This is a genomic window from Nitrospirota bacterium (assembly GCA_016207885.1).
Lineage (GTDB): Bacteria > Nitrospirota > Thermodesulfovibrionia > UBA6902 > UBA6902 > JACQZG01.
Window position 1 is genome coordinate 25,228 of record JACQZE010000004.1, and the last position, 26,357, is coordinate 51,584.

Genomic DNA, 26,357 nt, shown 5'->3' on the forward strand with positions numbered 1-26,357 from the left:
AAATGTACTTTAATGAAATCATAACTGCGATTATTGCAATACCAGATGTTGTCTGGGCTGCTATTATTGCTTCATTTCTCACATTAGGAGGCGTGTTATTAACTAATAGAGGAAGCAATAAGCGACTCACTAACCAACTATTGCACGATGCTCAACAAAGGGATAGGGAACGCAGCATGGAACTGAAACGAGAAGTATATCTTAAAGCAACTGAAGCCATTACAGTAAATCACATGATTTTAATGAAACTTACAAATTTAAATGTTCAAGAACTGGAAATAGCTCAACAATTTTCAAACGCTGCTGCAACTATTGCTAAAGTGAATATTATTGCATCTACGAAAACAGTGAACGCAGTATCTGATTTATCATCAGAACTTGGAGAAAACTATCTCCAACTTTTAGCTCAAAGAATCCCTCTTGTTCAACGAAAAGCCAATATCGAAGTTTTGAATATTCTTATTAACAAGTTTTCTTCTGAACGAGATCAGATGATTGAGTTAATGAAAAAAAGCAATATCCAAGGCAACTATGATGAAAGACTTTGGAAAGTCATTAATGACAATTTTGAATTTGCTGGAGAACAAATAAAGAAATATTCAAACGAACGAGACCAACTGTTAGCGTTGAATAATCAAGAATTAGTAAACTTTACAAAAGATTGTTTTCAGGCATCAAAGAAAGTCGGCAATTTTTTTATACCTGCAATTCAAGCTATTAGAGAAGAAATGGATATACCGTTTGATGAAGACGGATATAAAGATACCATAGAACGCTCGTGGTCAAAAGCCGAACGTTCTATGAGTAAGTTTATTGAAGAGTTAACAAACAAGAAAAACCAATAATAACAAACAGTGAAACTTCATTATTGATAATTAGAAAACTTTTATGAAATTTCTCGCCCCTTTGCCTAAGTGGTGGGAAAAGTTAGATTCCCAATCGACTGCTCACGGTATGATTTAAATCATACAAAACTCACCCGCCATTCCTGTTATAATTAATCATGCCGATATACGAATACAGGTGCAATGAATGCGGTGAAGAGTTTGAGAAGCTTGTCATGGGGAAGGATGCTGCTATCTCATGCCCGAAATGCGATTCAAAAGATGTAACGAAAAAACTCTCGGTCTTCGGCTTGAGCGGATCTGAGAAGCAGGCTCCGTCAGGATGCACTTCTTGCAGCAAGTCAAGCTGCGGCACACGTCATTAGGCATAAGTCACAATAGAAAATACAACAGGAGGTTTTGATATGGGAGAAGGATGCGGATGTGGTTGCGGCAGCGGCGGTGGAGGGCCTTTTGCTGAAGGCAGGGAGCTTGTGGAGTTTGTATCTAAGGCGCATGGCGGAGCGATCAAGGATCAACTGCTCCAGGACGGCGGGTTAAAAACAAAGTGCCAGGGATGCGGCGAGCCTTTTACACTTAAAACATTTGTAGGGAAATGCCCGAAATGCGGAGGCGTGCATGCTGTCTCGCCGCCGAGATGTTCTGATGCTGCGAATATCCAGTACGCGGGTAAAGGCTTTAAACTGCCTGAATAGATAGAACCTATCTATAAACTTAAGATTAAGATGTCATTCCCGCAAGCAAAGCGCGTCGGGAATCCCTACTGGAGAAAGATTCCGGACAAGCCGGAATGACTAAAACAGGGCACTTTATAGACATACTCTGAATAACCACGGCCACAAAAAAGACCCCTGCTAAACACAGGGGTCTTTTTTTATCTGCTTTACCTAATGTGAAAGATCGTGAATTATTTCTTTGTAGTATCAGCCTGTTCCTGTTTCACAGCGTTATCTCTGTACTTGCAGGTTGTGGAGCAGCCGGCCAATGTAAATGAGAGGACAATTAATAATACGGCAAGTTTTTTCATATAACTCCTCCTTTTATTGTTCAAGTCAATTTTATATAAATTATAAGTATTATTTGCAAATATTCAAGCTTTTTTTGTCTTTATGTAATTAAGCATCCCGCCGGCAAGGATCATCTCTTTCTCCCGCTCAGTAAGGCCATGCTCAATTTTATACTCTATTCCTGACTTGCCTGTCATCGTGACTGAGGCGGATGTCTTTATATCCTTTGCGAGCGACGGGAAGAATATCTCATCATTCTCACTTAACAGGTCATATATTTCATCCTTGACAGTAAGGGGAAGTATGCCGAAGTTCACAAGATTGTCCCTGTGGATGCGGGCGAAGGATTTTGCCAGGACAGCCTTGATGCCGAGATACATCGGCGCAAGCGCGGCATGCTCCCTGCTTGAACCCTGTCCGTAATTTGTCCCTCCGAGAATTATGCCTGCGCCTGAGGCTTTAGCCTTTGCGGGAAAAGAAGGATCAACCTTTGAGAAGACATATTCACTTATCGCCGGTATGTTCGACCTCAACGGCAGTATCTTGGCTCCGGCAGGCATGATGTCATCGGTGGTTATATTATCATCAACCTTAATTATTACCTTGGCTTTTAAAGATTCCCCGATCTCATCAGCCAGAGGGAACGGCTTTATATTCGGGCCTCTTAATATCTCAACCTTCTCAGGCTCTTCAGACGGAGGTATTATGAGTGAGTCGTCTATATCATATTTCTCAGGAACGCCTACAGGAGCAAAGCCTTTAACATATTCACGTGCATCGGTTATCGTGCCTGTGATCGCTGAGGCTGCCGCTGTGAGCGGGCTGCACAAGTAGACCTTATCATTCTGAGTGCCGCTTCTTCCCGGGAAGTTCCTGTTGAATGTGCGAAGAGAGACCGAGCCGGTTGGCGGAGACTGTCCCATGCCTATGCATGGCCCGCATGTGCATTCAAGCAGGCGCGCGCCTGCGGAGATAAGGTCGGACAGAGCCCCGTTCTCAGTTATCATCTTTAAGACCTGTCGTGAACCCGGGCTTATCGTCAGGCTCACCTTTGGATGAACCTTTCTTCCTTTCATAATCCTCGCCGCGGAAACGATATCAGCAAAAGATGAGTTGACACAGCTGCCGATGCAGACCTGGTCTACGGCCATTCCTGAAAGCTCTTTAACAGTCATCACCTTATCCGGGCTTGACGGCGCTGACGCAAGAGGCTCAAGCTCGTTCACAGCTATAGAAATCTCTTCATCATAAGATGCATCGCTGTCAGCCTTAAGCTCTGACCAGTCTTTTTCACGCCCCTGAGCCTTGAAGAATGCGAGTGTCTGTTCATCAGAGGGGAATATCGAAGAAGTGGCTCCAAGCTCTGCGCCCATGTTGGTTATCGTCGCCCTTTCAGGGAGGGTGAGGTGTTTGAGTCCTTCGCCGCTGTATTCAATGACCTTTCCGACGCCGCCCTTTACAGTGAGCTTCCTGAGAACCTCAAGTATTATGTCCTTGGCGCTTACGCCCGGCTGAAATGTGCCTGTCAGATTTACGCGCACCACCTTGGGCATCACAAGCCAGAAAGGCTCTCCTGCCATGGCAAGAGCGACATTAAGCCCTCCCGCGCCGATGGCAAGCATGCCTGCTGCGCCTGCATTCGGGGTATGGCTGTCTGAACCTATGAGCGTCTCTCCGGGTTTTGCAAACCTCTCCAGATGAACCTGATGGCATATGCCGTTGCCGGGCTTTGAAAAATATAGGCCGTACTTGCTTGCGATGGACTGAAGGAACCTGTGGTCATCCGCATTCTCATATCCTGACTGAAGCGTATTGTGGTCAACATAGCTGACCGAAAGTTTAGTCTTTACCCTGGGTATGCCCATGGCCTCAAACTCAAGATACGCCATCGTGCCTGTCGCATCCTGCGTCAAAGTCTGGTCAATGGAAATGGCTATCTCATTTCCGGGCTTCATCGTGCCTGAGACTAAATGCGCTGCTATAAGTTTCTGAGTGACATTCATAAGATAAACTCCTTCTTTTTTAATTCCGGCTTACCACTGCCCCCAGACCTTCTGCGCCCACGGCACGATAACCTTGATGGTGTCGTTATACAGAACAAAAGCTATAAGCATCAGAAGCAGGCCGAAGCCGATCTTTGTCAATATATCCTGAAATTTTTCATTTAAGGGTTTTCCCCTGACAGCTTCAATGCACAGGAATACGAGATGCCCTCCGTCCAGGACCGGAACGGGAAAGAGGTTGATGACAGCAAGGTTAACGCTGATCAGCGCGATGAGATAAAAGTAATCAGCCATTCCTGATGATGCAGCCTTGGACGCTTCATTCACAATTACGATCGGGCCGCCTAACATCTTTGACGACATGTTGCCTGTTATCAGCCTTCCTGCCACATCCAGCGTAAGGGCGCACCATCCATAAACAGCCTGAACACCTTTCACAGGCGCAGACCAAATACTTGAACTCTGGATAACATTAAAACCCATTCCCTTTGATATGCCTATCCTGCCGTCAGCATCTGTCCTGACCTTTATGTCTATAACAGCCTCGCCCCTTTTTACATTAAGAGTTATCTCTGTGTCAGGATTCCCTGATATCAGCTTTGCCATCTCACCCCAGTCGCCCACCGCCTCACCGTTTACAGCAAGGACCGTGTCGCCTTCTTTCAGTCCAGCCTTCATTGCAGGCGAATCCTTGACAATGCCCTCAAGCCTTGTAGAGAGCCTTGATATGCCGATATCACCGATAGTGCTCTCATCCCCATTCTTGTTTCTGACCTTAGTCTCCTGAGGAGTTACGGCAATATCAATTATGAGCTCGCCTCTTTTTACCTTAATAAAGACTTCTTTAAGGGGGCTCTTCATGACAACCTCGTCGATCTCTACCCAGGTGCTGATCTCCTTGCCGTTCACGGAAAGCACGGTATCCCCGGACCTCAAGCCTGCATTCATTGCAGGCGAGTCTTTGGTGATGCCCTCTATCTTTGTATTGGTCAGGTCACTTAAGACCGGTATTACCACCGGAAGGCTCGCGCTCAGGAATGCAACAAAAATAAGGTATGCAAGTACCAGGTTAAATATGGGCCCGGAGATCACTATGGCCGCCCTCTTCCATACAGGCTGATTATTGTAAGCCCTCGGGATGTCCTCCTCAGGTATCTCGTCTTCCGAATCCTCGCCTAAAGGTTTTACATAGCCGCCGAGAGGCAGAGCTGAGAGTATGTATTCCGTCTCGCCGATCTTCTTCCCGAATATCTTCGGCCCGAAGCCAATCGAGAACTTGAGTACCTTTACATTTACAAGCTTTGCAACGAGAAAGTGTCCGAGCTCATGAAAAAAGATCAGAAGCCCGAAGAGTATTACTGCCCATAGTATTGTCATAAATTAATTTCTCCAATGATTGTTATCAATTTCCGATGAACTCCCCTGCCTTATTTCTTGCCCATTCCGAAGCATGCATTACATCTTCAATGCTCTCACATGGCTTCACATCGTGAGCAGTCATTGTATCAGAAACGAGTCCCGGGATTCCTGTGAAAGGGATCCGCCCCTTTAGAAACTTCTCTACCGCAACCTCGTTAGCCGTGTTTAAAACAGCAGGCATAGTGCCGCCCGCCCTGATAGCGTCATAACAAAGCGCGAGCGATTCATATTTATCCATATCCGGCTCCTCGAACATAAGCCCGCCGAGTTTTCCAAAGTCGAGAAAAGGCATCACATCCCTGAGCCGTTCCGGATATGAGACGGCGTAGCTGATGGCGCCCTTCATATCAGGGATTGACATCTGCGCGATGATGCTTCCGTCAATGAACTCGACCATCGAATGCACAATGCTCTGCGGATGTACCACGACCCCTATCTTCTCAACAGGCATCCCGAAGAGCCAGTACGCCTCTATGACCTCAAGCCCCTTGTTCATGAGCGTTGCAGAGTCTATCGTTATCTTCCGCCCCATCTCCCAGTTTGGATGTTTCAATGCCTCCGCAGGTGTTACCTTGCCCAGCTCTGCCTTGCTCTTTTCAAGGAACGGCCCTCCTGAAGCCGTAAGTATTATCCTTCTGACCTCATTCATCTCCCTGCCGTGCAGGCACTGAAAGACAGCGCTGTGCTCGCTGTCAACAGGGAGTATCCTGACATTATTTTTTGATGCCTCGGACATGATGATCCCGCCTGCCATGACCAGCGCCTCCTTATTGGCAAGCGCGACATCCTTGCCTGCCTGCACCGCCGCAAGTGTAGGCAGAAGTCCGGCTGAACCCACTATTGCCGAGACCACTATATCAACACCATTGAGCCGGGCTGCTTCAACAACACCCTCCTCGCCTGAAAGTATCTCTACGGGAAGCCCTTTCTTCCTTAACTCCGCTGCGGAAGCTTCATCGAATACAGCTACAACCTCCGGCCTCAATGCAGTTATCTGGGACTCAAGAAGTTCTATGTTGCTCATAACGGCAAGCGCCGAGACCTTGAACAGTTCAGGATTGCGCATGACGATCTCTACAGTATTCTTTCCGATGGAACCGGTCGATCCTAAAATAGAGAGGTTTTTCAAATGAACCCCAATAAAAAGTAAAGAACAGGGCCTGCGACAAGAACCCCGTCAAGTTTATCAAGAACGCCGCCATGCCCCGGGAAGAGAGCGCCGGAATCCTTCACACCGGCGTCACGCTTGAACATTGATTCGATCAGATCGCCGAAGATCGTTACTGATCCCAAGACAGCTCCAATGACCACAACTGCAAACACTGTCAGGTTGAGGTTTTCCAATATGTCGCCAAAGCCGAATATATAAGATATGAGAAGGCTCCCGGCGATCCCTCCAACTATGCTGCCGGCAGCGCCTTCATATGTTTTGTTAGGGCTGAGAGACGGGCAGAGCTTGCGCTTTCCAAGGTAAGTTCCGACATAATAAGCGGTGCTGTCAGCAAGCCACACTGAAGTGTAAAGCAGAAAGATATAATACCTTCCGTATGCATCGCCTCTCAGCAGCCATTGAAAGGACATAAACCACAATATATACAAATACCCTGTCGCAACAGGGCCGATCCCGCTCATCGCCCCGGCCGGTGAGTCAAATGCGAAGAGCCTTATCAGGAGAAGGATTAGAAAGCTGAAAAACATCGTCTCAATGATCAGGTACGGGGAAAAACATATTATAAAAAATAATAATGTTCCGGCAACAAGCGCAGGAATGCTTAGTTTATGGGGCATCTTGTACATCGCGTAAAATTCATGAAGCGCGGCAATGCTGACTATCAATAAGAGGATGAAGAACCAGGGCTCCGGCCTTGTGTATTGTATGAACAGAATCAGGAGGGGTATTACGCAGGCAGCGACGATCAGTCTTTTGAAATCAAAGGGCTTTTTCACAGTATCCCGCATCTCTTAACTCTTTGCCGGCAAAGCGCCGAACCTTCTGTCCCTTCTCCCGTATTCGGCTATCGACCTCCTGAACTCCTCTTTGCTGAAATCAGGCCACAGTGTCTCGGTAAAATAGAATTCCGAATAAGCAGACTGCCATATAAGAAAGTTGCTGAGCCTGAGCTCGCCGCTGGTGCGGATAATCAGGTCAGGGTCAGGAATGCCGTATGTATAAAGATGGGATTGCAGAGTCTTCTCGTCTATTTTGCCGGACGGCACGCCCTCTTCAACGATCTTCTTTACCGCGTTCACTATCTCGTCCCTTCCGCTGTAACTGAGCGCGCTTGTGAGGAGGAGGCCGGTGTTATGCTCTGTGATCTCCTCAAAATGCTTGAGCAGCTTCTGTATCTCTTTGGGAAGTTTCTGAAGGTTCCCTATCGCCCTGAAGACTATATTTTTATCAGCCAGGCCTCTCATCTCTTTCTTAAGATAAGACTGCAGGAATCGCATGAGGGCATTTACCTCTGCTTGAGGCCTCTTCCAGTTCTCCATTGAAAAGGTGTAGAGCGTGAGCGCCTTGAGCTTCAGCTCAATAGACTCGTCAATGATATCGTTAACGCGCTTTATGCCTTCCCTGTGCCCTTCAATGCGGGAAAGCCCCCTGTTCTCTGCCCAGCGCCCGTTCCCATCCATGATCACTGCGATATGCTTAACTTTCATTTCTCTTCAAAATTGTAATAATAAAGAATGCTGGGCCTTGATATTTCGCCCCTTACGGCATTGTTCGCAAAATCAAACAGGCCTGCCCTGGCAAGGAGATACAGCCTCTTCCCCTCTATCCAGTAATCTGAGACTGTGCCGGATACTCCCTCAAGCATAAGTTCCTCTTCCATACCGCTTCCGTCCCACGACAAGGCATAAACCTCCGCGCTGAAAGAACCAAGGCGCGGCGCCCGCGGCACCAATTCATTTCTCCTGACAACAATGACCTTCTGCCCCTTCTCAGTATTTACGGCTATGAGCCTGCCCCTTACGATCCACTCGGTTGAAGGGGTTATCATAGAGCCTGTATTTTTCTTAAAAGATATCACAGGTTTTCCGTAAGTATCTTTGCTTTCCCATAGCACCTCGTTATTTCTGTACAATCTCAGGAAACCGCTGTCATTAAGCGCCATTACATTAACATCACCTTTATTCTGCCAGTCAACATATACAAAACCATAGATATTGACACCTTCAGGAATCTGAAGCACTTTGTCCTGCTCATATCGCCCATTGCTCCATCTGCCAGTATAAACAGGCGTGGAAAATATCTCTTTATCAGCAAAACCCTGCATGAGCAGCCTCCCTGAGGTTACCCTTAAAAAATACGGCAGGCCTTCCGCTATCTTTTTATATCCTTCTGCCGGGCTGTATTCAATGACAAAAGAACTTATACTGCCCCTGTCTCCGCCGGCTGCGTTGCCGGTCATAGAGCTGATCCTGTCCTCATTGCTCATTGACGTAACAAATATCTCATCTATACCATTGTTGTTCAGGTCAAGGACATCTATGGAGATATGCCTGTCTTTCGCACTGCCGGTTATAGACCAGACCTCCTGCATCTCCTTGTCCATGTTATATATCCTTATCACATGGCCGTCACTGGCGATCAATTCCTTTGTGCCTGCGCCGGTTATGTTGCCTATCGCAAAGATCTCTCCGCCGTTCAGCTCAGAGGTATTCCACGGCTCTTTATCAGCAAGGCTTTTTGACAGGAAATCATCATATCGGGCCAGCTCATTGATGTATTCAGAAGAGACCTCAGAGCTCATATCTGAAAAAAGCTTTGAATCATCAACCCGGTACATCTCGGCCCTCAGTGATCTTTTATTATTCACAACCGGAGTGGACAAAAAGAGCATGACCTCGGCTCCAAGCGCCTTTGATATCTCAAGCAGTTTATCCTTTTCAGTGTTCGGAGAATACTTTTCGACCATATCAAAACGGCCTGTATCTTTTAAGGAACTGAAAAACGCATCAGCGACCGTCCAGTCTGCTGCCCTGTCCTGAAAAAAAGCAAGCTTCACTTTTGAAGAGGTTATCCTGACGATATCCCCGGCCTTAATATCTCCGCTCACCACAGAGCATATATAACGCCCCGACGCGGCATCCTCTTTACTGATCTCAACAATACCCGCAAAATCTTCAGCAGCGCCGATCAGCTCTTTGGTGGTAGGATGATAAAAAGGCTCGCCCTTTCTGAAGACAGAGAGCCTCGCCCCATTCTTGAGCTTCCTGCCCTCGCCTATGCTTATCGTAACAGTCCCGCCCTCAGACTCCCCGACATTACCGGTAACAGGCTCGAAATAGGAGAGCACCTCGCCTTTAAGAAAACTGACGGCATTATTCTTGCCCGAGTCCTGAGAAATGGTTTCAGAGGCATCGGCGATGCCGCAGATAATTAACGCAACAATAACAGCAGCCAGCCCGAATTTGATTAAATATTTCATGAACCGTCCTTAAGCCATATATAGAAGCAAAATAGTATAACCTATTTATATCGTTAATCCAAGAAGACGGCCGGCGGGTACATCTGTTGCTTTCGCATTCAGGGCTGGCGTATGATATATAGTTTTTTAATATCGGAAATAGTAGAATCTAACAGGTAACTGCGATGACAGGAATTCTTAAAGCACTGGGGCTTGTGTTCGGGGATATCGGAACAAGCCCTATATACACTGTTACAGTAGTTTTTATCCTCCTGCGCCCGACACCGGACAACATCATGGGGGTCATGTCTCTGATCATCTGGACGCTTGTGATCCTCGTCTTTCTGCAGTACAACTGGTTTGCGATGGGCCTCAGCATCAGGGGTGAAGGCGGAACCATCGTGCTCAAAGAGATACTTGCTCCCCTGATCAGCAGCAAAAAGAAGGCGGCGTTCATAACGATACTCACATTTATAGGCGTCTCGCTCCTCATAGGCGACGGCGTTATCACTCCTGCCATCAGTATCCTGAGCGCGGTGGAAGGATCAGCCCTTATCCCTGGCTTTGAGAATATTTCGCGGGGAACCATTGTGTCGATCGCTATACTTATCGCCATAGCGCTTTTTCTTGTCCAGCGCAAAGGAACTGAAAAGGTCTCCTTTGCCTTTGGCCCGATCATGTGCGTCTGGTTTCTGGCCCTTGCCTTTCTCGGCATTGCAGCTATATCCGAAGCTCCTGAAATACTGAGGGCGCTTAACCCTTACTACGGGATAAACTTTCTCGCACAAAACGGCTTTAAAGGCTATATAGCCCTTGGTGAGATCATCCTCTGCGCCACAGGAGGCGAAGCGCTTTACGCGGATATGGGGCACCTCGGGGCAAAGCCTATACGCGAGGCATGGGGCGGGGTGTTTATCGCCCTTGCACTGAGCTACCTCGGCCAGGGCGCATACCTGCTGAAACATCCTGAGGCGAGCAATGTACTTTTTGAAATGGCATTCCATTACATACAGATGCTGTATGTGCCGTTCCTCCTGCTCAGCATCTTTGCAACGGTCATCGCATCGCAGGCGATGATCAGCGGGATGTTCTCGGTCATATATCAGGCAATAACGATACGCATCATGCCTCCGCTGAAGGTAGGCTATACATCCATCGACAGAAAATCCCAGATATATATCCCTTCCGTAAACTGGTTCCTTCTTGCTGCCGTTATCTTCATCATGCTGGAGTTCAGGGCATCAAGCAGCCTTGCCGCTGCTTACGGGCTTGCTGTCACAGGCACAATGACCATTACAGGCATTATGATCACATGGATCTTCTACCGCAGGAGAAAACCCATGTACGCGCTGCTGGCAGCTTTCATCACCTGCGTTGACATGGTATACCTTTCGTCCAATTTCTATAAGATCCCTCACGGAGGCTACTGGTCATTGATACTCGCCTCTGTTCCGCTTGGTTTGATATTTATCTTTACAGAGGGACAGAAGAGGCTCTACAGAAAAATGACCTTCATGCCTTTTGCTGACTTCATCAAGAAATTCAATTTATCATATACAGCAGGGCCGAGGATAAAAGGCACCGCGCTTTTCCTTTTAAAAGATGTCAAAAACATCCCCCCGTATATTTCGCAGACCATGTTCTCTCACGGAATAATGTATGAGGAGAATATCTTTATCTCCATCATGAGCAGGAGCGACCCTTTCGGCATTACAGGTTTCTACCGGGAGGACATCGCAAAAGGGCTGCGATTCTTTGAGATACAGGCAGGCTATATGGAGCTTGTATCAGCAGAGGACATCCTGTTAGAGGAAGGAATTGAAGAGAGGGCGGTCTATTACGGGCTTGAAGATATCTCAGCCGGACATCCTGTCTGGAGAATATTCTCCCTCATCAAGAGAACCATGCCTACATTCATAAAGTTCTACGACTTCCCGCCTGAGAAACTGCACGGCGTCATCACAAAGGTGAGGATGTAGGTTTGGGGATTATTGAATAGAGTTTACGGCAATGACAGGTTCGGGGATTTGCCGAAGATGTATTTGAAGTCCTCGTCCTCGAACATGAGCCCGCCGCCGATATACGCGCCGACCTGGTCTTCATTAAAGAAGTTATCTATACCGCCGCTTACGAACATATATTTGAAGAATTTATAATCAACGCCGACCTTTGCATGTGCCCTCTCTGCCTTTACTTCATCGGCGTTAAAGTCCCAGATATCAAGCCTTACCCTGCCGATATCATCATTGAAATAATAATCGCTGCCGACCCCGAGAGTCGTCTCTGTCATGCCGATCCTTAGTGCAAGGTTCTCGAAACGTTTTGCAAACTGGGCAGTGAACTCAAACTTGCTGGCAACCTCCTCCTTTGTGGAAGTGGCCCCGTTTATGTCTGTGACAGTTGTCTCCACTGAACCGTTAGGGTCTTTTACAACTCCTAAAATATAGTATTTATCAGGCCGAGGCTGAAGCGTAAGGTCAAAATATCCCCTCCAGTCACTGCCCCTGACACTGTAGTCAGCCCTGAAATCCATGTAGGTTCTGAGCTTGTCAGTGACATCAATAGCCTTTTCTGCCCCTCCGGCAACCTTGTTCAGCGAGTCGTATAGCTCTTGTTCTTTCAATAGCTTCCCGATCGTGCCCTCGCCTTTTTCCAGCTTGGTGGTGATCTTATTTACTGATGCAGACACATCTCTGATATTCTGGACACTGTCCTTCAGCGCAAACCTGTTTTCCTCGATCACAACCTTAAGGTCTCCGGCAACCTGCTGAAGATCATCAACCAATCCCGGCGCCTTCTCATCCAGCTTGGCAGCGACCCTCTCAAGACTGGCGATAAGGCCGGGGCCTTTTTCAGCAAGCGTCTTTGAGAATTCCTCAAAATTGGCAAGGGTAACATGCAGCGGCTCCTTGTTTTCGGCAAGTATGACCTTCAGGTCTTCTGATATTATCTGAAGGTTATGAATCACCTCTGATATCGCTTTTTTCTCAGGATCCTGAAGTATATCTCCTAAAGATCCCGCAAGCGTGCCTACATTTGCGCCTGCGGCTGTGAGCTCAGTGGCAAGCACATCCATATCAGCGGAAGGGTCTATATGGGTTATATAATCGCCGTCTTTAAGAAGGGCATGGTCAGAAGTGCCTACTGTAAGAGAAAGGTATTTGTCGCCAAGAAGCCCGGTCATTCTCAGAGAGGCCTTGGCATTCTCATAGATCTTATTCTCAGGCCTTATCAGTAGCGTCAGCTCTGCCTTGCCGTCCTTGAGCTCTATCTTTTTAACAATGCCTGAATCAACGCCTGCTATCTTGATCCTTGAATTCTCGTCAAGGCCACTTATATTGTCAAAGGCCACATGCAGCCTGTAGCCCTTATCCAGGATATTCGAGAGAATGCCCACCTTAAGGGTCATATAGGAAAGGATAAGGATGACTATGATCGCAAATATCCCTACCTTGAGCTCTGCTGATAAATTTCTCATATTTTCATTCCCTGAAGTGTAATAGGGCCCTCGGCATTTCCCTCGACAAACTGTTTCACCGCAGGGTCTTTGGTATTTTTAATCTCATCAGGCGTGCCTTCTGAAATAATTACTCCATTATAAAGCATGGCGATCCTATCTGCAATCTTATAGGCGCTCTTCATGTCGTGAGTGATGGCGATAGAGGTTATGTTCAGCCTCTCCCGCATCTCAATTATAAGCTCATCTATTACATCAGCCATTATCGGGTCAAGCCCTGTTGTCGGCTCATCATAAAGCAGTATCTCCGGCTCCATCGCGATTGCACGGGCAAGCCCGACACGCTTTCTCATCCCTCCTGAAAGCTCTGAAGGCATGAGGTCCTCCACGCCTGCAAGCCCAACGAGTTTAAGCTTTTGCGACGCTGCCTCTTTGATCTCTTTTTCGGACATTCTGGTATGCCTCATCAATCCAAACCCGACATTCTCCCAGACCTTCATGGAATCAAAGAGCGCGGCTGACTGAAAGAGCATGCCGAACTTTTTTCTTATATTGTTCAGCCCGTCTTCATTAAGCCCTGACAGGTCAACGGTATCAATGAAGACCTTGCCCTTGTCAGGAGCCAGCAATCCTATGATATGCTTCAGGATAACGCTCTTTCCCGAGCCGCTTCCTCCTATGACAACAAGGCTCTCGCCCTTCTCTATCTTCAGGTTCACGCCGCGCAGGACGTGGTTACTGCCGAAGGATTTATGTATATCAATCAGCTCTATCATCAGAAGAGCCATGCTGACAGAAAATAGTCAGAGATAAGTATCGTCATTGATGAGAGCACGACAGCGCCGATAGTAGCCTTGCCAACACCCTCGGCTCCGCCCCTTGTGTAATATCCGCGGTAACAGCTGATAAGTGAGAAGGAGGCGCCGAAGAATGCCGCCTTGATCAGGCCGTTATAAATATCAGCAGCCTCAAGGTAGTCCCAGGTAGCGTTAAGATATGAGGTAGAACTTGCGCCAAGCAGTGTCACTGTGACAAAGTATCCGCCCATTATGCCTATGATATCCGTGACAATGACAAGCGCGGGCATCATTATCAGGCCTGAAAGAAACCTCGGCACAATGAGGTATTTGACCGGGTTGGCGGCAAGCGTCTCAAGCGCGTCTATCTGCTCTGTGACCCTCATGGTTCCAAGCTCTGCAGCCATGGCAGCTCCCGCGCGCCCTGTGACGATAAGGGCGCAGAGAACAGGCCCGAGCTCTCTCGTCATGGACAAAGCTACAACAGAACCTACAAGCCCCTCAGCCCCGAACCTCTTGAATCCGGTATAGCTCTGAAGGGCGAGGACCATCCCTGTAAATACAGCTGTAATGAGCACCACAGGGAGCGAGTTTATCCCTATCTCCACCATCTGCTTTGCCGTATTTCTTATCTCATATGGAGGTTTGACAGTCTGCTTTACAACAGAAACAAGCAGGAGGATTACCTGCCCAACCTCTTCTATCGGCTTTTTTACCGTCCTGCCTATGAACTCTGCGGTCTTAACAAACATTATTCACCTGCTTTTATTTTTATATGGATATTTAGCCTCTATCAACACTAACTGGGAAAGGTTTAAGATTTATAATGAACTTGAATATGGCAAGCTTTTTACAAAATCTTCCATAAAGTCAAAATCGGGACTACCTTTTTTATCTACTGGTAATTTTATTATAGATTCCTTCATTCGTTCAAGTCCCCATTTACGACCATATGAATACCTGTATTTTTCCATTTTAATTAATGTTACAAAAAATAGAGCAATATATTTATTGATCTTAAATTTCGGTGTGAAAATATGGACGTCTTCTGTTGAGCAATAGGCAAGTGGCTGATAAAATGCTTCTGCAACGCTGCCGTTCCTATTAACAGATATTGTATTTGCACTATGAACTGTTGGTGCATCAATAAAATTTGTTATTCCATTATTTGAATCAATAGAAGTTACAAATGGAGTGTTGCCTTTCACCACATCTTTAATTCTTGGGCCTTTTCCTCTTTCAATAGAAAATAATTCATTGTATTTGAAATATTTCCAATTTTCAGGATGTAACTCAATTTTCTTTTTAATAAGAGGGTTGGTGTTAGGCAATGGAACTGAATCAAGTTTAATTTTTCTAAAATCTTCAGGCAATCTATCAGGAACTAACAAGGTATCTAATGTGATATTAGCTTCTCTACCATGAGATGTGTATCTATATCTATTTGCCTCTATTACTTTACAGTAATAGAGTTTCTCAATCACAGACATTTCTCTTTTTGGCTTTAGCACTTTAATGTTTTGAGCCGTATAAAAAATATCTTGCTGAATAAAAGAACTTAATAAATAAGTGCCGCCAAGAGTAACAGTTATTAACCCAGCAGGAAATGGTTCTACATCATTAAATCTTGATACTTTTGCCATAACGCCAAGATTTTGACTACTTCGTGAAACAAAATTAATATCACTCAACTCATCGGTTTCCAATTTGTACAAGTCAAATTGATTACCGTATTGAATGTCAAAGATTGTGTTTAGCTCAACTAATTTCATTGATTTAAAACTTTAAAAGCTACATATTTCTTTACTTCATTAAGAAAATCAGAGGGAGTGAGTTTTGAATAGTCCGTTTCCATAAATGCTTCTGCACACCATTCATCATAAGCAGAAACAATTTTTTTTACACTAAATCCTGCTTCTTCAGTACGGTTTCTGAAATGGTGTACCCATTTATCTTTTATATTTTCCCATTTCCCATAAACATCGATTCTACCTTTATTTTTACGCTTTTCAAAACCATCATCTTTAAAATAACCAAAAAATGTTTCCTTGTTTTCAGGATGTGGTTTGTGTGCAGTAAACACCATAATACAAGCAACCACTCCCACATCAGAGTTGATAAACAACTCATCAGGCATTGATAATACAGCTTCTAATGTATGGTTCTCTAAAAGTTTCTTTTTCAACTCAAAAACTTTTCCAGATTGTGCTAAAGCACTTTGCATTGGCACAATAGCAACACAAGTCCCACCATCGACTAAGCATTCTAAATTATTTAGAACAAATTCAAGCTCATCAATATCTTTTTTCTTGTCTGCTTTGTATGGTGGATTTAAAAAACCAACGGTGGGTTTTCTGTTTTTTACTAATTTGATAATATCATCATCAAAACAATTTCCATTTATGATGTTTGTTTTCCCGTCTTGATGGATATACATATTTGAAACCGCTAAAGCAAAAATATGTGATTGATATTCCACGCCAATCAAATGATTCTTTTTTATTTCTTTTATTTTTTCTTGGTCTCCTTTTGCACTCTCAATCATTTTTTTCATTCCGCTAATTAAAAAACCACTTGTTCCAGTACAGTTATCATAAGCAATGCTATTTTTATTTACTTGGGCTAAATCGGAAAATAATTCAGTAATGTGGGGTGGGGTAAGAACTATCCCTAACCCTTTGTCGCTGTTTGCGTAACGTAGGAACTCAATATACAACTGACCAAGAACATCAAAGTATTCATGAGTTTTTATAAATGAATTTATGTTCTCATCAATATTTGTGATCAAATTTTTCAACACTTCTTTTTTCGTAGAAAGTGAAGTGTCAGTTCTGATAAAACTAAACTGAATGTTGAGGTTGTCAAGTTTATCGCCTTTGATGTTGGCATTTTTTAGCTCATTGCTTACTGTGTCAACAAGATAGTTTGCTAATTCTTTAGACGCATTTTCAACTTTCTCCTTTTTATCTTCTGCCGTGTCTTTTGTGTTTGTTGAACCAAATAGGGGATAAGCAGTTTTAAATGCCTTGTTCTCTAATGCTATTAGAATGCAACTGATTAATAAACTCCTCTGACTTTCTAAAATTTTATAAGAGTGTAATGTTTCATTCAACTGTTTTGTGAACTCTAGTAGAGTATTATAATCCTGGCGAAACTTTTCAGGGCTTTTTAAATAGCCGTCTAAGTAATCATTTGCTGAAAGTAGCTTGTTGCCAAAAATTGCAACTGCCTTTCTTTCGCCTTTTAATTGTAGAAAGTGAGAAACCTTAAGTTGTTGCTTTGTTTGCCCGCTAACTGCAATAGCCAATACATCAAAGTCTTTTGATAAATATGAAGAATACAAAAGTACACCGTCAACCGCGAATTCAGAAAACTTATCTTTAGTCGGGCTTTCATGTTTTGTATTGTCTGCCTTACACTCGATAACAATAAGTAATTCCGAGTTACCAAAAAAAGAAATGAGAAATTCAGGTCTACCTTTTCCGCTTCCCTTTTTTGATGCTGACTTTAAAAGCTTATTAATCTTGGCATTGTCTGATGCCTGTTCCTCAAAGTGGATAATATCCTTGAATTTTCCAAAGTGAGAGCGAACAATACTTTCGGTTTTTCTTTCATTCATTTCAGAAATTATATCATTTCCACGTATTATTAATTAACCAAAGAAACTATATCTTCAATCTCCCGAAGTTTATCAGTGATTCCAGTAGCCATTACAAATATATTTTAACTTACAAGCCTTAAATGTGATCTTTGACCAAAATACATATAACGCAATTCATGAGCATGAATTGCAAGGAGATGACTCAATTCAGATAAATTATAATTTAATTCTTTTTCATAAGTATCAAATAATTCTTTTAACAATGTGGGTTCTTCTATAGGAATATCAAGTTCTCTTGGTTCACATTTACGATAGCCAGCTTGACCCATTTGCATCCATAAATGACGTTTCATTCTATCGGATATTTTTCCAACTTCAGACGCCCTAAATAATAATGCAGCCATTGATACTTTCCAATAAGGTTTAAGATTAGCAAGCATTGGTAATGATACTGTATTAAAAACAGACCTTATCTCTCGTCTTGGCATAAGAAGTTCGGCTGCAAATCTATCTGCTTCTTTTTCCATATCACGATTTGGGGAGCGATGCATGATAACGTGACCAAGTTCATGGGCAAGAGTAAATCTTAAACGATCACCTGAAACATTTGTGTTAATAAAAAAGAGTGGCGGTAATCCATCTGTCCATTGACTGACGGCGTCAAGTAAACGAGTCTCAAAATTGCAAGGGACTACTATACCCCCAGCATCTTCAATAGATTTTGTTAGGTTTTTTATAGGGCCAAGTGGTAAAGACCAAGAAGCTCTAATGGCACGTGCAATATCTTCAACATTGCCGTTGTGTTCATCTATATCAAGTTTTGGTATCTTACATGTTTCAACATCAACTGCATGCAAAAGTTTAGATATATGTATACGTTTTATATTTATTTGAGCATGAATCTTAGCAATGATTTTATTACTAATACTTTGGCGTTTCCTATGATAAACAAGACTCATCCCAAATCCATATATTGGATCTGGAATCAAGAAAAAATGCTCAGGATAATCGAGTTGTTCAGAAAGTTTTTTCAGCATGTCCTTATTTATAGAACTCACTCCACTTTCTATTTTTGATATTATTCCTTGTGAAATAGATAATAAAGAAGCCAATTTGGTTTGAGTCAATCCACGTGACTCTCTGGCTATTATTATCATGTCAGGATTTATAACTTTATCCATAATTTTCCTTATCCTTCTTTATTTCTTTAACTTTTACTCTCTTAATTGTATGTGATATTTCTATAGGTTGAATAGGCATATTAACAATCTCAGCTTGTGATGGAATATCTAAGTCAAAATACCATTCTATTTCTGAACTGTTTTTAGGGCAGGTAATAGTAATGGCAGATATGTTTGTTTGTAAAGAATTTAATTCATAACCAACAATTAAGTTCTTTGCATGTTGTGGCATAGACGGTAAGTCTTGCTCTAAGAAATCTATTGTCTGTTGTGTTTTAATATTTCCGCTTATTTTGTTTTCATCTAATTTTTTAAACCGCAATAATACTGTGTCATGTATATTAACCATAAATAATTTATTTCTAATAATAAAATTTACACCTTCAATATCTTGAAAGAAATTGCGCGCATGGTGAATCATATGGGAATGAATAATATTTGCGCGTGTTGTCGGAGTGTGAATATGACGAACATGAGCATATTCTTTACCATAGTCAGTCCATGAGTTCATAACACAATAATAAAGAATTGCATTATATGGGTTTAAAAAGGAAATTGCATCTAAATTTGAATTAATCACTATAAATACCTCCTGAATTTTGCTTTATTTTCTTTAGATTATAAAGAGTTATTGGCATTTTGTCAACAAATTATTCCAATAATTATTTCAATCTAATAAAAATACATTATTACAAGGAGTTATAACTTTGTTAACTACTGATTCACTACAAATAATAAATCCATTTTAATTAAAAGGGTTGGGCAGCCTTCGCATCCTTACATTTTCTATCAGCGCCAGTGAAAGGAAATTAGAAAGAAGCGCAGTGCCTCCATAGCTCATTAAAGGAAGAGGCGCGCCGACTACCGGTGTCATCCCCATAGTCATGCCTGCATTAATAAGAAAATAAAAAGTGAACATGAATGTGATGCCTGCCGCAAGGTAAGCTCCCTCAAGGTCCCTTGCCTTTTTTGCGGTATCAAATCCCCTCAGAATTATGAAGAGATAAAAGAGAAAGAGGATGAGCGAGCCGACAAATCCCCATTCCTCGGCAAAGATGGCAAATATGAAATCCGTATGCTTTTCAGGAAGGAACCTCAACGGCCCCTGTGTGCCCTTCATATAACCCTTGCCTGTAAAACCGCCTGAACCTATCGTGACCTTTGACTGCTTGATATGATAACCGACCCCCTGCGGGTCAACCTTGGGGTCCATGAACGCCACTATCCTGTTCTTCTGGTATCCCTTCAGGCCTCCCCAGAATACATTCCCGACAAACGGGAGAGAGATTATCCCTATGATCACCGCTATCACCAGCAGCCTTCTTCTTATTCCGGCAATGAAGAGCATGGATACGAAAATAAAAAGCAATATAAGCGCTGTACCCAGGTCAGGCTGCGTGGCTATAAGAAGGGCCGGAAGGACAAAAAATACCGCGGCGATCTTTGATATCTTTAACATACCGAGGCCTAAATTCTCTCCCATTGCGGCAAGATAACGTGACATCGCCAATATAAAAAAGAGCTTGAAGAATTCAGACGGCTGAAAAGAGAGGAATCCGAGAGGTATCCACCTCTGCGCGCCCATGCCCTTCCTGCCTATGAACATTACCAAAACTAAAAGGATGATCCCGAATATATAGATCAGAAAAGAATGCCTGACAATCTGCCTGTAATCAACGCTGATAACTGCCAGAAAGAATATTACGCTGAGCCCGATCCAGTAAAGCTGCCTTATATAAAAAGACTGCTGTTCAGCGTCAAAGACAGGCCTGGTGGCGCTGTAGATAGTCGACACGCCTATCAGCGACAATACAAGCGCGGCAATGAACATGCCCCAGTCAAAATTGGATATCAGCCTTCTGTCTATCATAATTTTTCAGTCCCCGCTTCCGGGTTCCGAGCTCTCAGTTGCGGATGCCTCATTCACAATCTCCGGCATGGACTTCTCAGTCATCTCTTTCAGCTTCTCAAGCCTGAGCTTCTCGTTATCACTTTTGGATTTCATGTAAGCCTCTATTACGTTTTTTGCTATAGGCGCGGCAGCCACTCCGCCGAAGCCTCCGTTCTCCACAAAGACAGCCACCGCTATCTCAGCGTTATGCACCGGGGCAAAAGAGATGAACCAGGCATGGTCTTTGAACTTCTTATTATAGCCTTTAGAAAAAGAATCCTTGCCGACAACCTGCGCAGTCCCGGTCTTGCCCCCGATACTGGTGAGTTTTGAATTTGCAGACCAGCCGGTCCCTGACCTTTCCTGAACAGCGCCTCTCATTCCCCTCATTATGATATCAAGGGTCTCAGCCCTTACGCGGACCGGCTCCTCATTCAATGAAGGCCCGCCTTCATCCCTCATCAATATTGACGGCTTGATCAGCCTGCCGCCGTTCACAACCGCGGCGGTGAGCATCGCCATCTGCAGAGGAGTGGCGGTCAGGTATCCCTGGCCTATTGAAGCGCTGACCGTCTCTCCCATATACCATTTTTCGTGCCTCGTCCTCTCTTTCCATTCAGAAGTGGGCACTAGCCCTGTGATCTCTCCGTTAATATCAATGCCCGAAGTACTGCCTAATCCGAACCTTTTCGCGTAATCCGCAAGCGTATTGATATTTATCCTTTTGCCGATCTCATAAAAATAGACATCGCACGATTCAGCCAGTGCCCTTTGAAGGCCGATCCTGCCGTGTCCGTGTTTCTGCCAGCATCCGACATCCCTGCCGCCGATCTTCAAAGAGCCCCTGCAGTCAAATGTTGTGTCTTCAGTGATTATCCCCTGCTCAAGCGCGGCTATCGCCGTTATGACCTTAAAGGTCGAGGCGGGCGGATAACGGCTCTGTATCGCCCTGTTAAGAAGCGGCTTGTCAGGATTATCCGCAAGGCTGCTCCATTCATCATGGCTTATGCCTCCTGAGAAAAGGTTGGGGTCAAATGACGGCGAGCTTGCAAGCGCCAGTATCTCGCCTGTCTGAGGGTCAACAGCGACAACAGCTCCGGTCTTGCCTGCGAGGCTTCTCTCGGCCTCAAGCTGGGTCATCATATCAATGGTCAGCCTGATATCCTTTCCCTTTATGGACGGCTCAAAACTGACAACCCTTATCTCCCTCCCCATCGCGTCAACTTCGATTATCTCGCCTCCGGCAACTCCCCTCAGCAGGCCGTCATAGAATTTTTCCGCACCGTACTGTCCGACAAACGCCTCCTGCGGGACATCGCTGAAATCATCATTCTTAAGCTGGCCCGGTGTCAGCCTGTTCAAATAACCTAAAACATGTCCTGCAAGCGCCCCGTAAAGATACTTCCTGCCTGTCCTCACATCCACCTGAAGGCCCGGGAACTCGATCTTTCTCGCCTCTAACATCGCAACCTCATCGAACGAGAGGTTCTCTTTAAGCTTGACCGAATCAGAATTGTCCACAGGCCGTTTATTAAGTACCGCCTTTAATGTTTCAGTGGAGATGTTAAGGATTGAGCTTAGGGAAAAGAGGGTATTCCAGTCTTCGGGCAGGTCTTTCTTCACAGCAGAAGCATCAAAAAAAGGCATGTCGCTCACAAAGGCCATGCCGTTCCTGTCGTATATGATGCCTCTGGGCGCGGGCCTTCTTACGATCTTCAGCCTGTTATTGTCCGAGACCTTTTTATATTCCCCGCCTCTGATGACCTGAAGATTGAAGAGCTTCAGCACAAGGAGGGCAAAGACAAATAATACCAGATATGAACTGACAAGGATCCTTCTTTCCATAATGATCGATCAACAGGATTTATGATTTCCAATAAAGGTTCTTTGTGTAAGATGCTTCCTGCTGCATGAAATCTTTATCAGGTATTATGACGCGATAAAGAACAAACGCGGCGGCAGCTGTATAGATAACCTCCAGTATGGCAACGGCGGGAAATATCTCCGCAGGGGAAATGCTGGAGAAGGTCTTTGAATAAAGATAGATGAATATTATATCGGCAGCCGTGACCCCGCTGATCACAACGACACATATAAAGGAGTCCCACCTGAATAACTTTTCCCTGAAGAAGATAATTGCGGCAGCCGCGAGAAATTTTGAGATAATATTCGGCCCGATGAAGAAACCGCTCGCGGAGTCTGCCATCAGGCCTGCCAGAGACCCGAACGCCAAACTCTTCGCGCCCCCGTATCTGAGGCTGTAAAGACATACAAGCACAAGCAGCAGGTCAGGTTTTACAACCCTGAACAATACAGCCTGAAGGGAGATAAGCAGAAAAGCCGCTAACGTGTAAAGGAGGAAGTCTTTCATCTCTTAAGTATCGCAACCTCCTCCAGCGCGTTAAGGTCCTGTGAAGGCGCAACCTTTATGGCCTGAAAGATACCGCCCTCATCTTTTATCAGCTCTGTGACATAACCAACCACAAGCCCTTCAGGAAATATCTTGTCAAGCCCGGAAGAGATAACAGCATCTCCGATCTCAACCTCGGCCTCTGAAGGCACATATTTCAGAAAGCATATATTGCCGCCCCTGCCTTCGAGAATGCCTTCCGCCCTCGTTGACTGCATCCTCACGGCAAGCGCTGAATTCGCATCCGTAAGCAGTATGACGCTCGCGCTGTCATTAAATATCCTGTGCACCCTTCCGACAACTCCGGCAGGGGTGACGGCTATCATCTCTTTCTCAACGCCGTCATCAGAACCCTTGTTCACCCAGATGACCTGATGCCAGTTTGAAGGGTCTCGTGCAAACACCTCTGCGGAAGTTACAAATTCAGGCCTCTGGGATTTCAGGCCAAGGAGATCCCTCAGCCTCTGGTTCTCAAGTTCAGCCTCGATGTATTTACTGCTCTCTTCCTGAAGCTTGCTGAGCCGGGCATTAAGCTCCCTCTTCTCAAGGCCCTCACGCGGCAATATATATGTCCTGAAAAAATCTCCGGTGCCTTTTGTTGCAGCAGAGAGAACCTTCTCAATCGTCTTAATGGGGTATACAGGTGTGTCGGTGATACGGCCCTTCCCTATCCTGCTCTGGAAGACAAGAATAGCGGCAATTAATACGGCAAAAACTGTAAGGACAACATATCTTTTTTTAAACACATTATATAAGCTCTATTTAATAGAAACCCTGCTCAGGATATCAATGTTATCCAGCACCTTGCCCACGCCGTTAACAACCGCAAGAAGCGGGTCCTCTGCCACTATCACAGGAAGGCCTGTCTCCTCTCTCAGAAGCACATCCAGCCCTCTTAACAATGCGCCGCCGCCAGCAAGTATAATGCCCCTGTCAACTATGTCCGAAGCCAGCTCGGGCGGAGTATTCTCAAGCGCGACCTTTATCGTGTTTATGATGACCATGACCGATTCATGTATGGCTTCCCTGATCTCTTCTTCATTGATCGTGACCGTCTTCGGAATGCCTGATACAAGATCCCTGCCCTTGATATCCATTGTTTTGTTCTCTTCGTTAACCTTGAAGGCGGAGCCGATCTCTCTCTTGATAAATTCAGCCGTCCTGTCGCCGATAAGTATCCTTGCCTTGCTCTTGATATAGCTGACGATAGCCTCATCCATCTTGTCCCCGCCGACGTTGACCGCCTTGCTGTATACAACACCGTGCAGTGATATGACCGCGACATCTGTAGTTCCGCCGCCGATATCAACGATCATATTGCCGAAAGGATCGCCGATAGGCATTCCGACACCAATCGCAGCTGCCATAGGCTCTTCGATAAGATATATCTCTCTTGCGCCGGATGCCTGCGCCGCATCCTTGACCGCCCTCTGTTCAACCTGCGTGATGCCTGACGGAACGCCGATGACGATCCTCGGAGAGATAAAGCTCTTTCTGTTATGCACCTTTCTGATGAAGTATTTGAGCATCTCGCCGGTCTTGTCAAAATCAGCGATAACGCCGTCCTTTAACGGCCTCATCGCTATAATATCCGCAGGCGTCCTGCCTAACATCTTCTGCGCCTCAGCGCCTACAGCGATGACCCTTCCGGTATTTCTCATAACAGCCACGACCGAAGGCTCATTGCTGACTATGCCCTTGCCTTTCACATATACAAGCGTATTTGCAGTGCCGAGGTCAACTGCAAGATCATTTGAGAACCAGCCTAATATTTTCTGAAACATCTATTCCTCCCTATTTCCCTTCAATAACCATTGTCTTGGCGATCTCGTCACCGAAACGCCCTCCGTCCACACTGCCGAACATGATAAGCCATTCAAAAAATACAACAACTCCAAAAACCGCGATTGATAATATCCAGCCTATCAATGGGATCACCCTTAAGACGCCGAAGATAAGGTATGCGACGCCAAAGAAAAAATTTCTCAAAATAGACTCTTTCAAGCTGCAATGCACTGAAGGATAACCCCTGAGAACGACCCTCAATCCGATGAGCCATTTGCCCAAGCTCCTGCCTTCATTCACCCCGTCAGAGATAAGGAGATAGACCAGCCCGGCAAAATAGCCTGCAACGGGTATTATCTCAAGCAGCGCGCCGACAATTATAAAATCGATCGTCTTGGCAATGACCCTGTCAAGCTGTCCTGCCTTTCTTGGTTCTTCCTTTACAGTTAGAGCATCGGGGGAATTCATCTTGAAATTGCATTTAGAGTAACAGAAAGAATGGTTTATTTCAAGGAAGTTAATTACGGCTGATTAAGCGAAAATCTCGTGTCTATCACTGAGGATTTGAGTGGTCTTTTGGTATGGTTCGACAACCTGTCAAGTTCGTTCCTTTATGACATCACAATGAGTGAAAAAAGTACCGTCCCTGCATGGCCCCTACTCGGCCATCTTTTAAATATAGGATGACCCTGTATTCGCCTTCCCCTAATAGAAACCAGCGGTTTTTTTTCTGAGTACAGAATATGTACTCTTCGAAATCTGGATGCTCCGACCTCTTCATGTCTTTACTTGTAAAAACTTCAAATCCATTCTGCTGACACACTTTCATTGCATCTTCCTTCGTGGTTCCAATGGGGATGTGCTTAACAACGACTTCATCAAGATTTACCTGTGTGGCATTTGGAGCCTTTTCTTTCTTTACCTGCCGCATTTCGTCAATAAGGGCTTTATTTCCGTCCTCCAATGCATAACTCCGTGCGCTGCCTAATAGCAACACAGTTAGTAAAATGAAACCAAGCTTAACAAGGTCTTGCTTCTTTCCTTTTCTCATAATATTGCCGTTATGTCCTTATCAACATATTGTTTCATCCTCGGCTTGACGGAATGATAGATAACAACATCCACCTTCTTTCCTGTTACATCTTCAAGTTCCTGTTCTACGCCTACAAGGTCAAGAAGCGAAAACCTGCCTTTAGGCGGTTCGATAGCAACATCTATATCATGATAATTGCGCTCTTCCCTGGCAAAACTGCCGAAGAGATACGCCTTACTGATACCGTGCTCTCTGAGAGTCTTTTTTATGGTTTCGATTATTGATTCTCTTTTCATTTTCATCGCCTCTGCCTCAGATTATATCACATCTGTCCTCTTAGCATGGTGGTTTTAAATGTGTGCTAACCTGATGTTTTATAGACTTGTCATTGACATAGTATTAAATGAACTACCTCGCAGCAGAGCTGAACGAGGTATCAAAAACTTACTGCTCAAACAAGACTAACTGCTTATTATTATAAATTCTCTCATACTCTTTTGGATTTCGCCCTTGATTCTT

25 protein-coding genes are annotated in these 26,357 nt (G+C 44.8%); 4 read left to right on the forward strand and 21 right to left on the reverse strand.

All coding sequences use genetic code 11. From position 1 onward, the window contains the following. Positions 1 to 2 precede the first annotated feature (2 nt). From HY807_02780 to HY807_02790, 3 genes are all read left to right on the forward strand, one after another. The gene (locus HY807_02780) at positions 3 to 845 is read left to right on the forward strand and encodes a hypothetical protein (GenBank protein MBI4825332.1); all 843 of its coding nucleotides are present in this window, start codon (positions 3 to 5) and stop codon (positions 843 to 845) included. A 158-nt stretch (positions 846 to 1,003) separates the two neighbouring features. After that, entirely contained in the window at positions 1,004 to 1,210 is a 207-nt protein-coding gene (locus HY807_02785; GenBank protein ID MBI4825333.1) for a zinc ribbon domain-containing protein, read from the forward strand. 39 nt (positions 1,211 to 1,249) lie between these two features. Then, entirely contained in the window at positions 1,250 to 1,540 is a 291-nt protein-coding gene (locus HY807_02790) for a hypothetical protein (protein ID MBI4825334.1), read from the forward strand. Positions 1,541 to 1,935: 395 nt separating this feature from the next. On the opposite strand, the gene HY807_02795 is transcribed toward HY807_02790, so the two are convergent. From HY807_02795 to HY807_02820, 6 genes are read right to left on the reverse strand one after another with little or no spacing between them, the layout of a single operon-like run. Then, complete coding sequence (locus HY807_02795) at positions 1,936 to 3,855, reverse strand: aconitate hydratase (protein MBI4825335.1); 1,920 nt, start codon at positions 3,853 to 3,855, stop codon at positions 1,936 to 1,938. A gap of 30 nt (positions 3,856 to 3,885) precedes the next feature. Then, entirely contained in the window at positions 3,886 to 5,232 is a 1,347-nt protein-coding gene (gene rseP / locus HY807_02800; GenBank protein ID MBI4825336.1) for an RIP metalloprotease RseP, read from the reverse strand. A gap of 25 nt (positions 5,233 to 5,257) precedes the next feature. After that, on the reverse strand, positions 5,258 to 6,403 hold the full coding sequence (locus HY807_02805; protein MBI4825337.1) for a 1-deoxy-D-xylulose-5-phosphate reductoisomerase: 1,146 nt from the start codon (positions 6,401 to 6,403) through the stop codon (positions 5,258 to 5,260). Then, positions 6,400 to 7,221 (reverse strand): phosphatidate cytidylyltransferase, encoded by an 822-nt coding sequence (locus HY807_02810; protein MBI4825338.1) that lies wholly within the window; start codon positions 7,219 to 7,221, stop codon positions 6,400 to 6,402. The genes HY807_02805 and HY807_02810 overlap by 4 nt, the downstream gene beginning before the upstream one ends. 15 nt (positions 7,222 to 7,236) lie before the next feature. Beyond that, entirely contained in the window at positions 7,237 to 7,932 is a 696-nt protein-coding gene (locus HY807_02815; GenBank protein MBI4825339.1) for an isoprenyl transferase, read from the reverse strand. Further along, on the reverse strand, positions 7,929 to 9,704 hold the full coding sequence (locus HY807_02820; GenBank protein ID MBI4825340.1) for a VCBS repeat-containing protein: 1,776 nt from the start codon (positions 9,702 to 9,704) through the stop codon (positions 7,929 to 7,931). Before HY807_02820 ends, HY807_02815 begins: the two co-directional genes overlap by 4 nt. A gap of 164 nt (positions 9,705 to 9,868) precedes the next feature. Here HY807_02820 and HY807_02825 point away from each other — a divergent pair, with 164 nt between their 5' ends. Next, a complete protein-coding gene (locus HY807_02825) occupies positions 9,869 to 11,662 on the forward strand; it encodes a KUP/HAK/KT family potassium transporter (GenBank protein ID MBI4825341.1) in 1,794 nt (597 codons plus the stop codon). Between the two features lie 23 nt (positions 11,663 to 11,685). On the opposite strand, the gene HY807_02830 is transcribed toward HY807_02825, so the two are convergent. From HY807_02830 to HY807_02900, 15 genes are all read right to left on the reverse strand, one after another. After that, a complete protein-coding gene (locus HY807_02830) occupies positions 11,686 to 13,161 on the reverse strand; it encodes an MCE family protein (GenBank protein MBI4825342.1) in 1,476 nt (491 codons plus the stop codon). Next, positions 13,158 to 13,916 carry an ABC transporter ATP-binding protein gene (locus HY807_02835; GenBank protein MBI4825343.1) on the reverse strand — a complete coding sequence of 253 codons (759 nt, stop codon included), beginning with the start codon at positions 13,914 to 13,916 and terminating at the stop codon, positions 13,158 to 13,160. Before HY807_02835 ends, HY807_02830 begins: the two co-directional genes overlap by 4 nt. Then, positions 13,916 to 14,689 (reverse strand): ABC transporter permease, encoded by a 774-nt coding sequence (locus HY807_02840; protein MBI4825344.1) that lies wholly within the window; start codon positions 14,687 to 14,689, stop codon positions 13,916 to 13,918. Before HY807_02840 ends, HY807_02835 begins: the two co-directional genes overlap by 1 nt. Before the next feature lie 69 nt (positions 14,690 to 14,758). Further along, positions 14,759 to 15,709, reverse strand: a complete 951-nt coding sequence (locus HY807_02845) for a restriction endonuclease subunit S (protein MBI4825345.1) — start codon at positions 15,707 to 15,709, stop codon at positions 14,759 to 14,761. Then, positions 15,706 to 17,556, reverse strand: coding sequence for an N-6 DNA methylase (locus HY807_02850; GenBank protein ID MBI4825346.1), 1,851 nt, complete (start codon positions 17,554 to 17,556; stop codon positions 15,706 to 15,708). Before HY807_02850 ends, HY807_02845 begins: the two co-directional genes overlap by 4 nt. A gap of 104 nt (positions 17,557 to 17,660) precedes the next feature. After that, a complete protein-coding gene (locus HY807_02855) occupies positions 17,661 to 18,719 on the reverse strand; it encodes an XRE family transcriptional regulator (GenBank protein ID MBI4825347.1) in 1,059 nt (352 codons plus the stop codon). Beyond that, a complete protein-coding gene (locus HY807_02860; protein ID MBI4825348.1) occupies positions 18,712 to 19,299 on the reverse strand; it encodes a hypothetical protein in 588 nt (195 codons plus the stop codon). Before HY807_02860 ends, HY807_02855 begins: the two co-directional genes overlap by 8 nt. A 165-nt stretch (positions 19,300 to 19,464) precedes the next feature. Then, positions 19,465 to 20,589 (reverse strand): rod shape-determining protein RodA, encoded by a 1,125-nt coding sequence (gene rodA, locus HY807_02865; GenBank protein MBI4825349.1) that lies wholly within the window; start codon positions 20,587 to 20,589, stop codon positions 19,465 to 19,467. Between the two features lie 6 nt (positions 20,590 to 20,595). Beyond that, positions 20,596 to 22,455: a penicillin-binding protein 2 gene (gene mrdA / locus HY807_02870; GenBank protein MBI4825350.1), complete on the reverse strand. Its 1,860-nt coding sequence runs from the start codon at positions 22,453 to 22,455 to the stop codon at positions 20,596 to 20,598. A 19-nt stretch (positions 22,456 to 22,474) separates the two neighbouring features. Beyond that, positions 22,475 to 22,981, reverse strand: a complete 507-nt coding sequence (locus HY807_02875; protein ID MBI4825351.1) for a hypothetical protein — start codon at positions 22,979 to 22,981, stop codon at positions 22,475 to 22,477. Then, complete coding sequence (gene mreC / locus HY807_02880; GenBank protein MBI4825352.1) at positions 22,978 to 23,766, reverse strand: rod shape-determining protein MreC; 789 nt, start codon at positions 23,764 to 23,766, stop codon at positions 22,978 to 22,980. The genes HY807_02875 and mreC overlap by 4 nt, the downstream gene beginning before the upstream one ends. Positions 23,767 to 23,778: 12 nt before the next feature. Beyond that, positions 23,779 to 24,804, reverse strand: a complete 1,026-nt coding sequence (locus tag HY807_02885; protein ID MBI4825353.1) for a rod shape-determining protein — start codon at positions 24,802 to 24,804, stop codon at positions 23,779 to 23,781. 10 nt (positions 24,805 to 24,814) lie between these two features. Beyond that, positions 24,815 to 25,273 carry a hypothetical protein gene (locus HY807_02890; GenBank protein MBI4825354.1) on the reverse strand — a complete coding sequence of 153 codons (459 nt, stop codon included), beginning with the start codon at positions 25,271 to 25,273 and terminating at the stop codon, positions 24,815 to 24,817. 151 nt (positions 25,274 to 25,424) lie between these two features. Then, positions 25,425 to 25,856 carry a hypothetical protein gene (locus HY807_02895; protein MBI4825355.1) on the reverse strand — a complete coding sequence of 144 codons (432 nt, stop codon included), beginning with the start codon at positions 25,854 to 25,856 and terminating at the stop codon, positions 25,425 to 25,427. After that, on the reverse strand, positions 25,853 to 26,134 hold the full coding sequence (locus HY807_02900; protein ID MBI4825356.1) for a nucleotidyltransferase domain-containing protein: 282 nt from the start codon (positions 26,132 to 26,134) through the stop codon (positions 25,853 to 25,855). Before HY807_02900 ends, HY807_02895 begins: the two co-directional genes overlap by 4 nt. Positions 26,135 to 26,357: the final 223 nt, after the last annotated feature.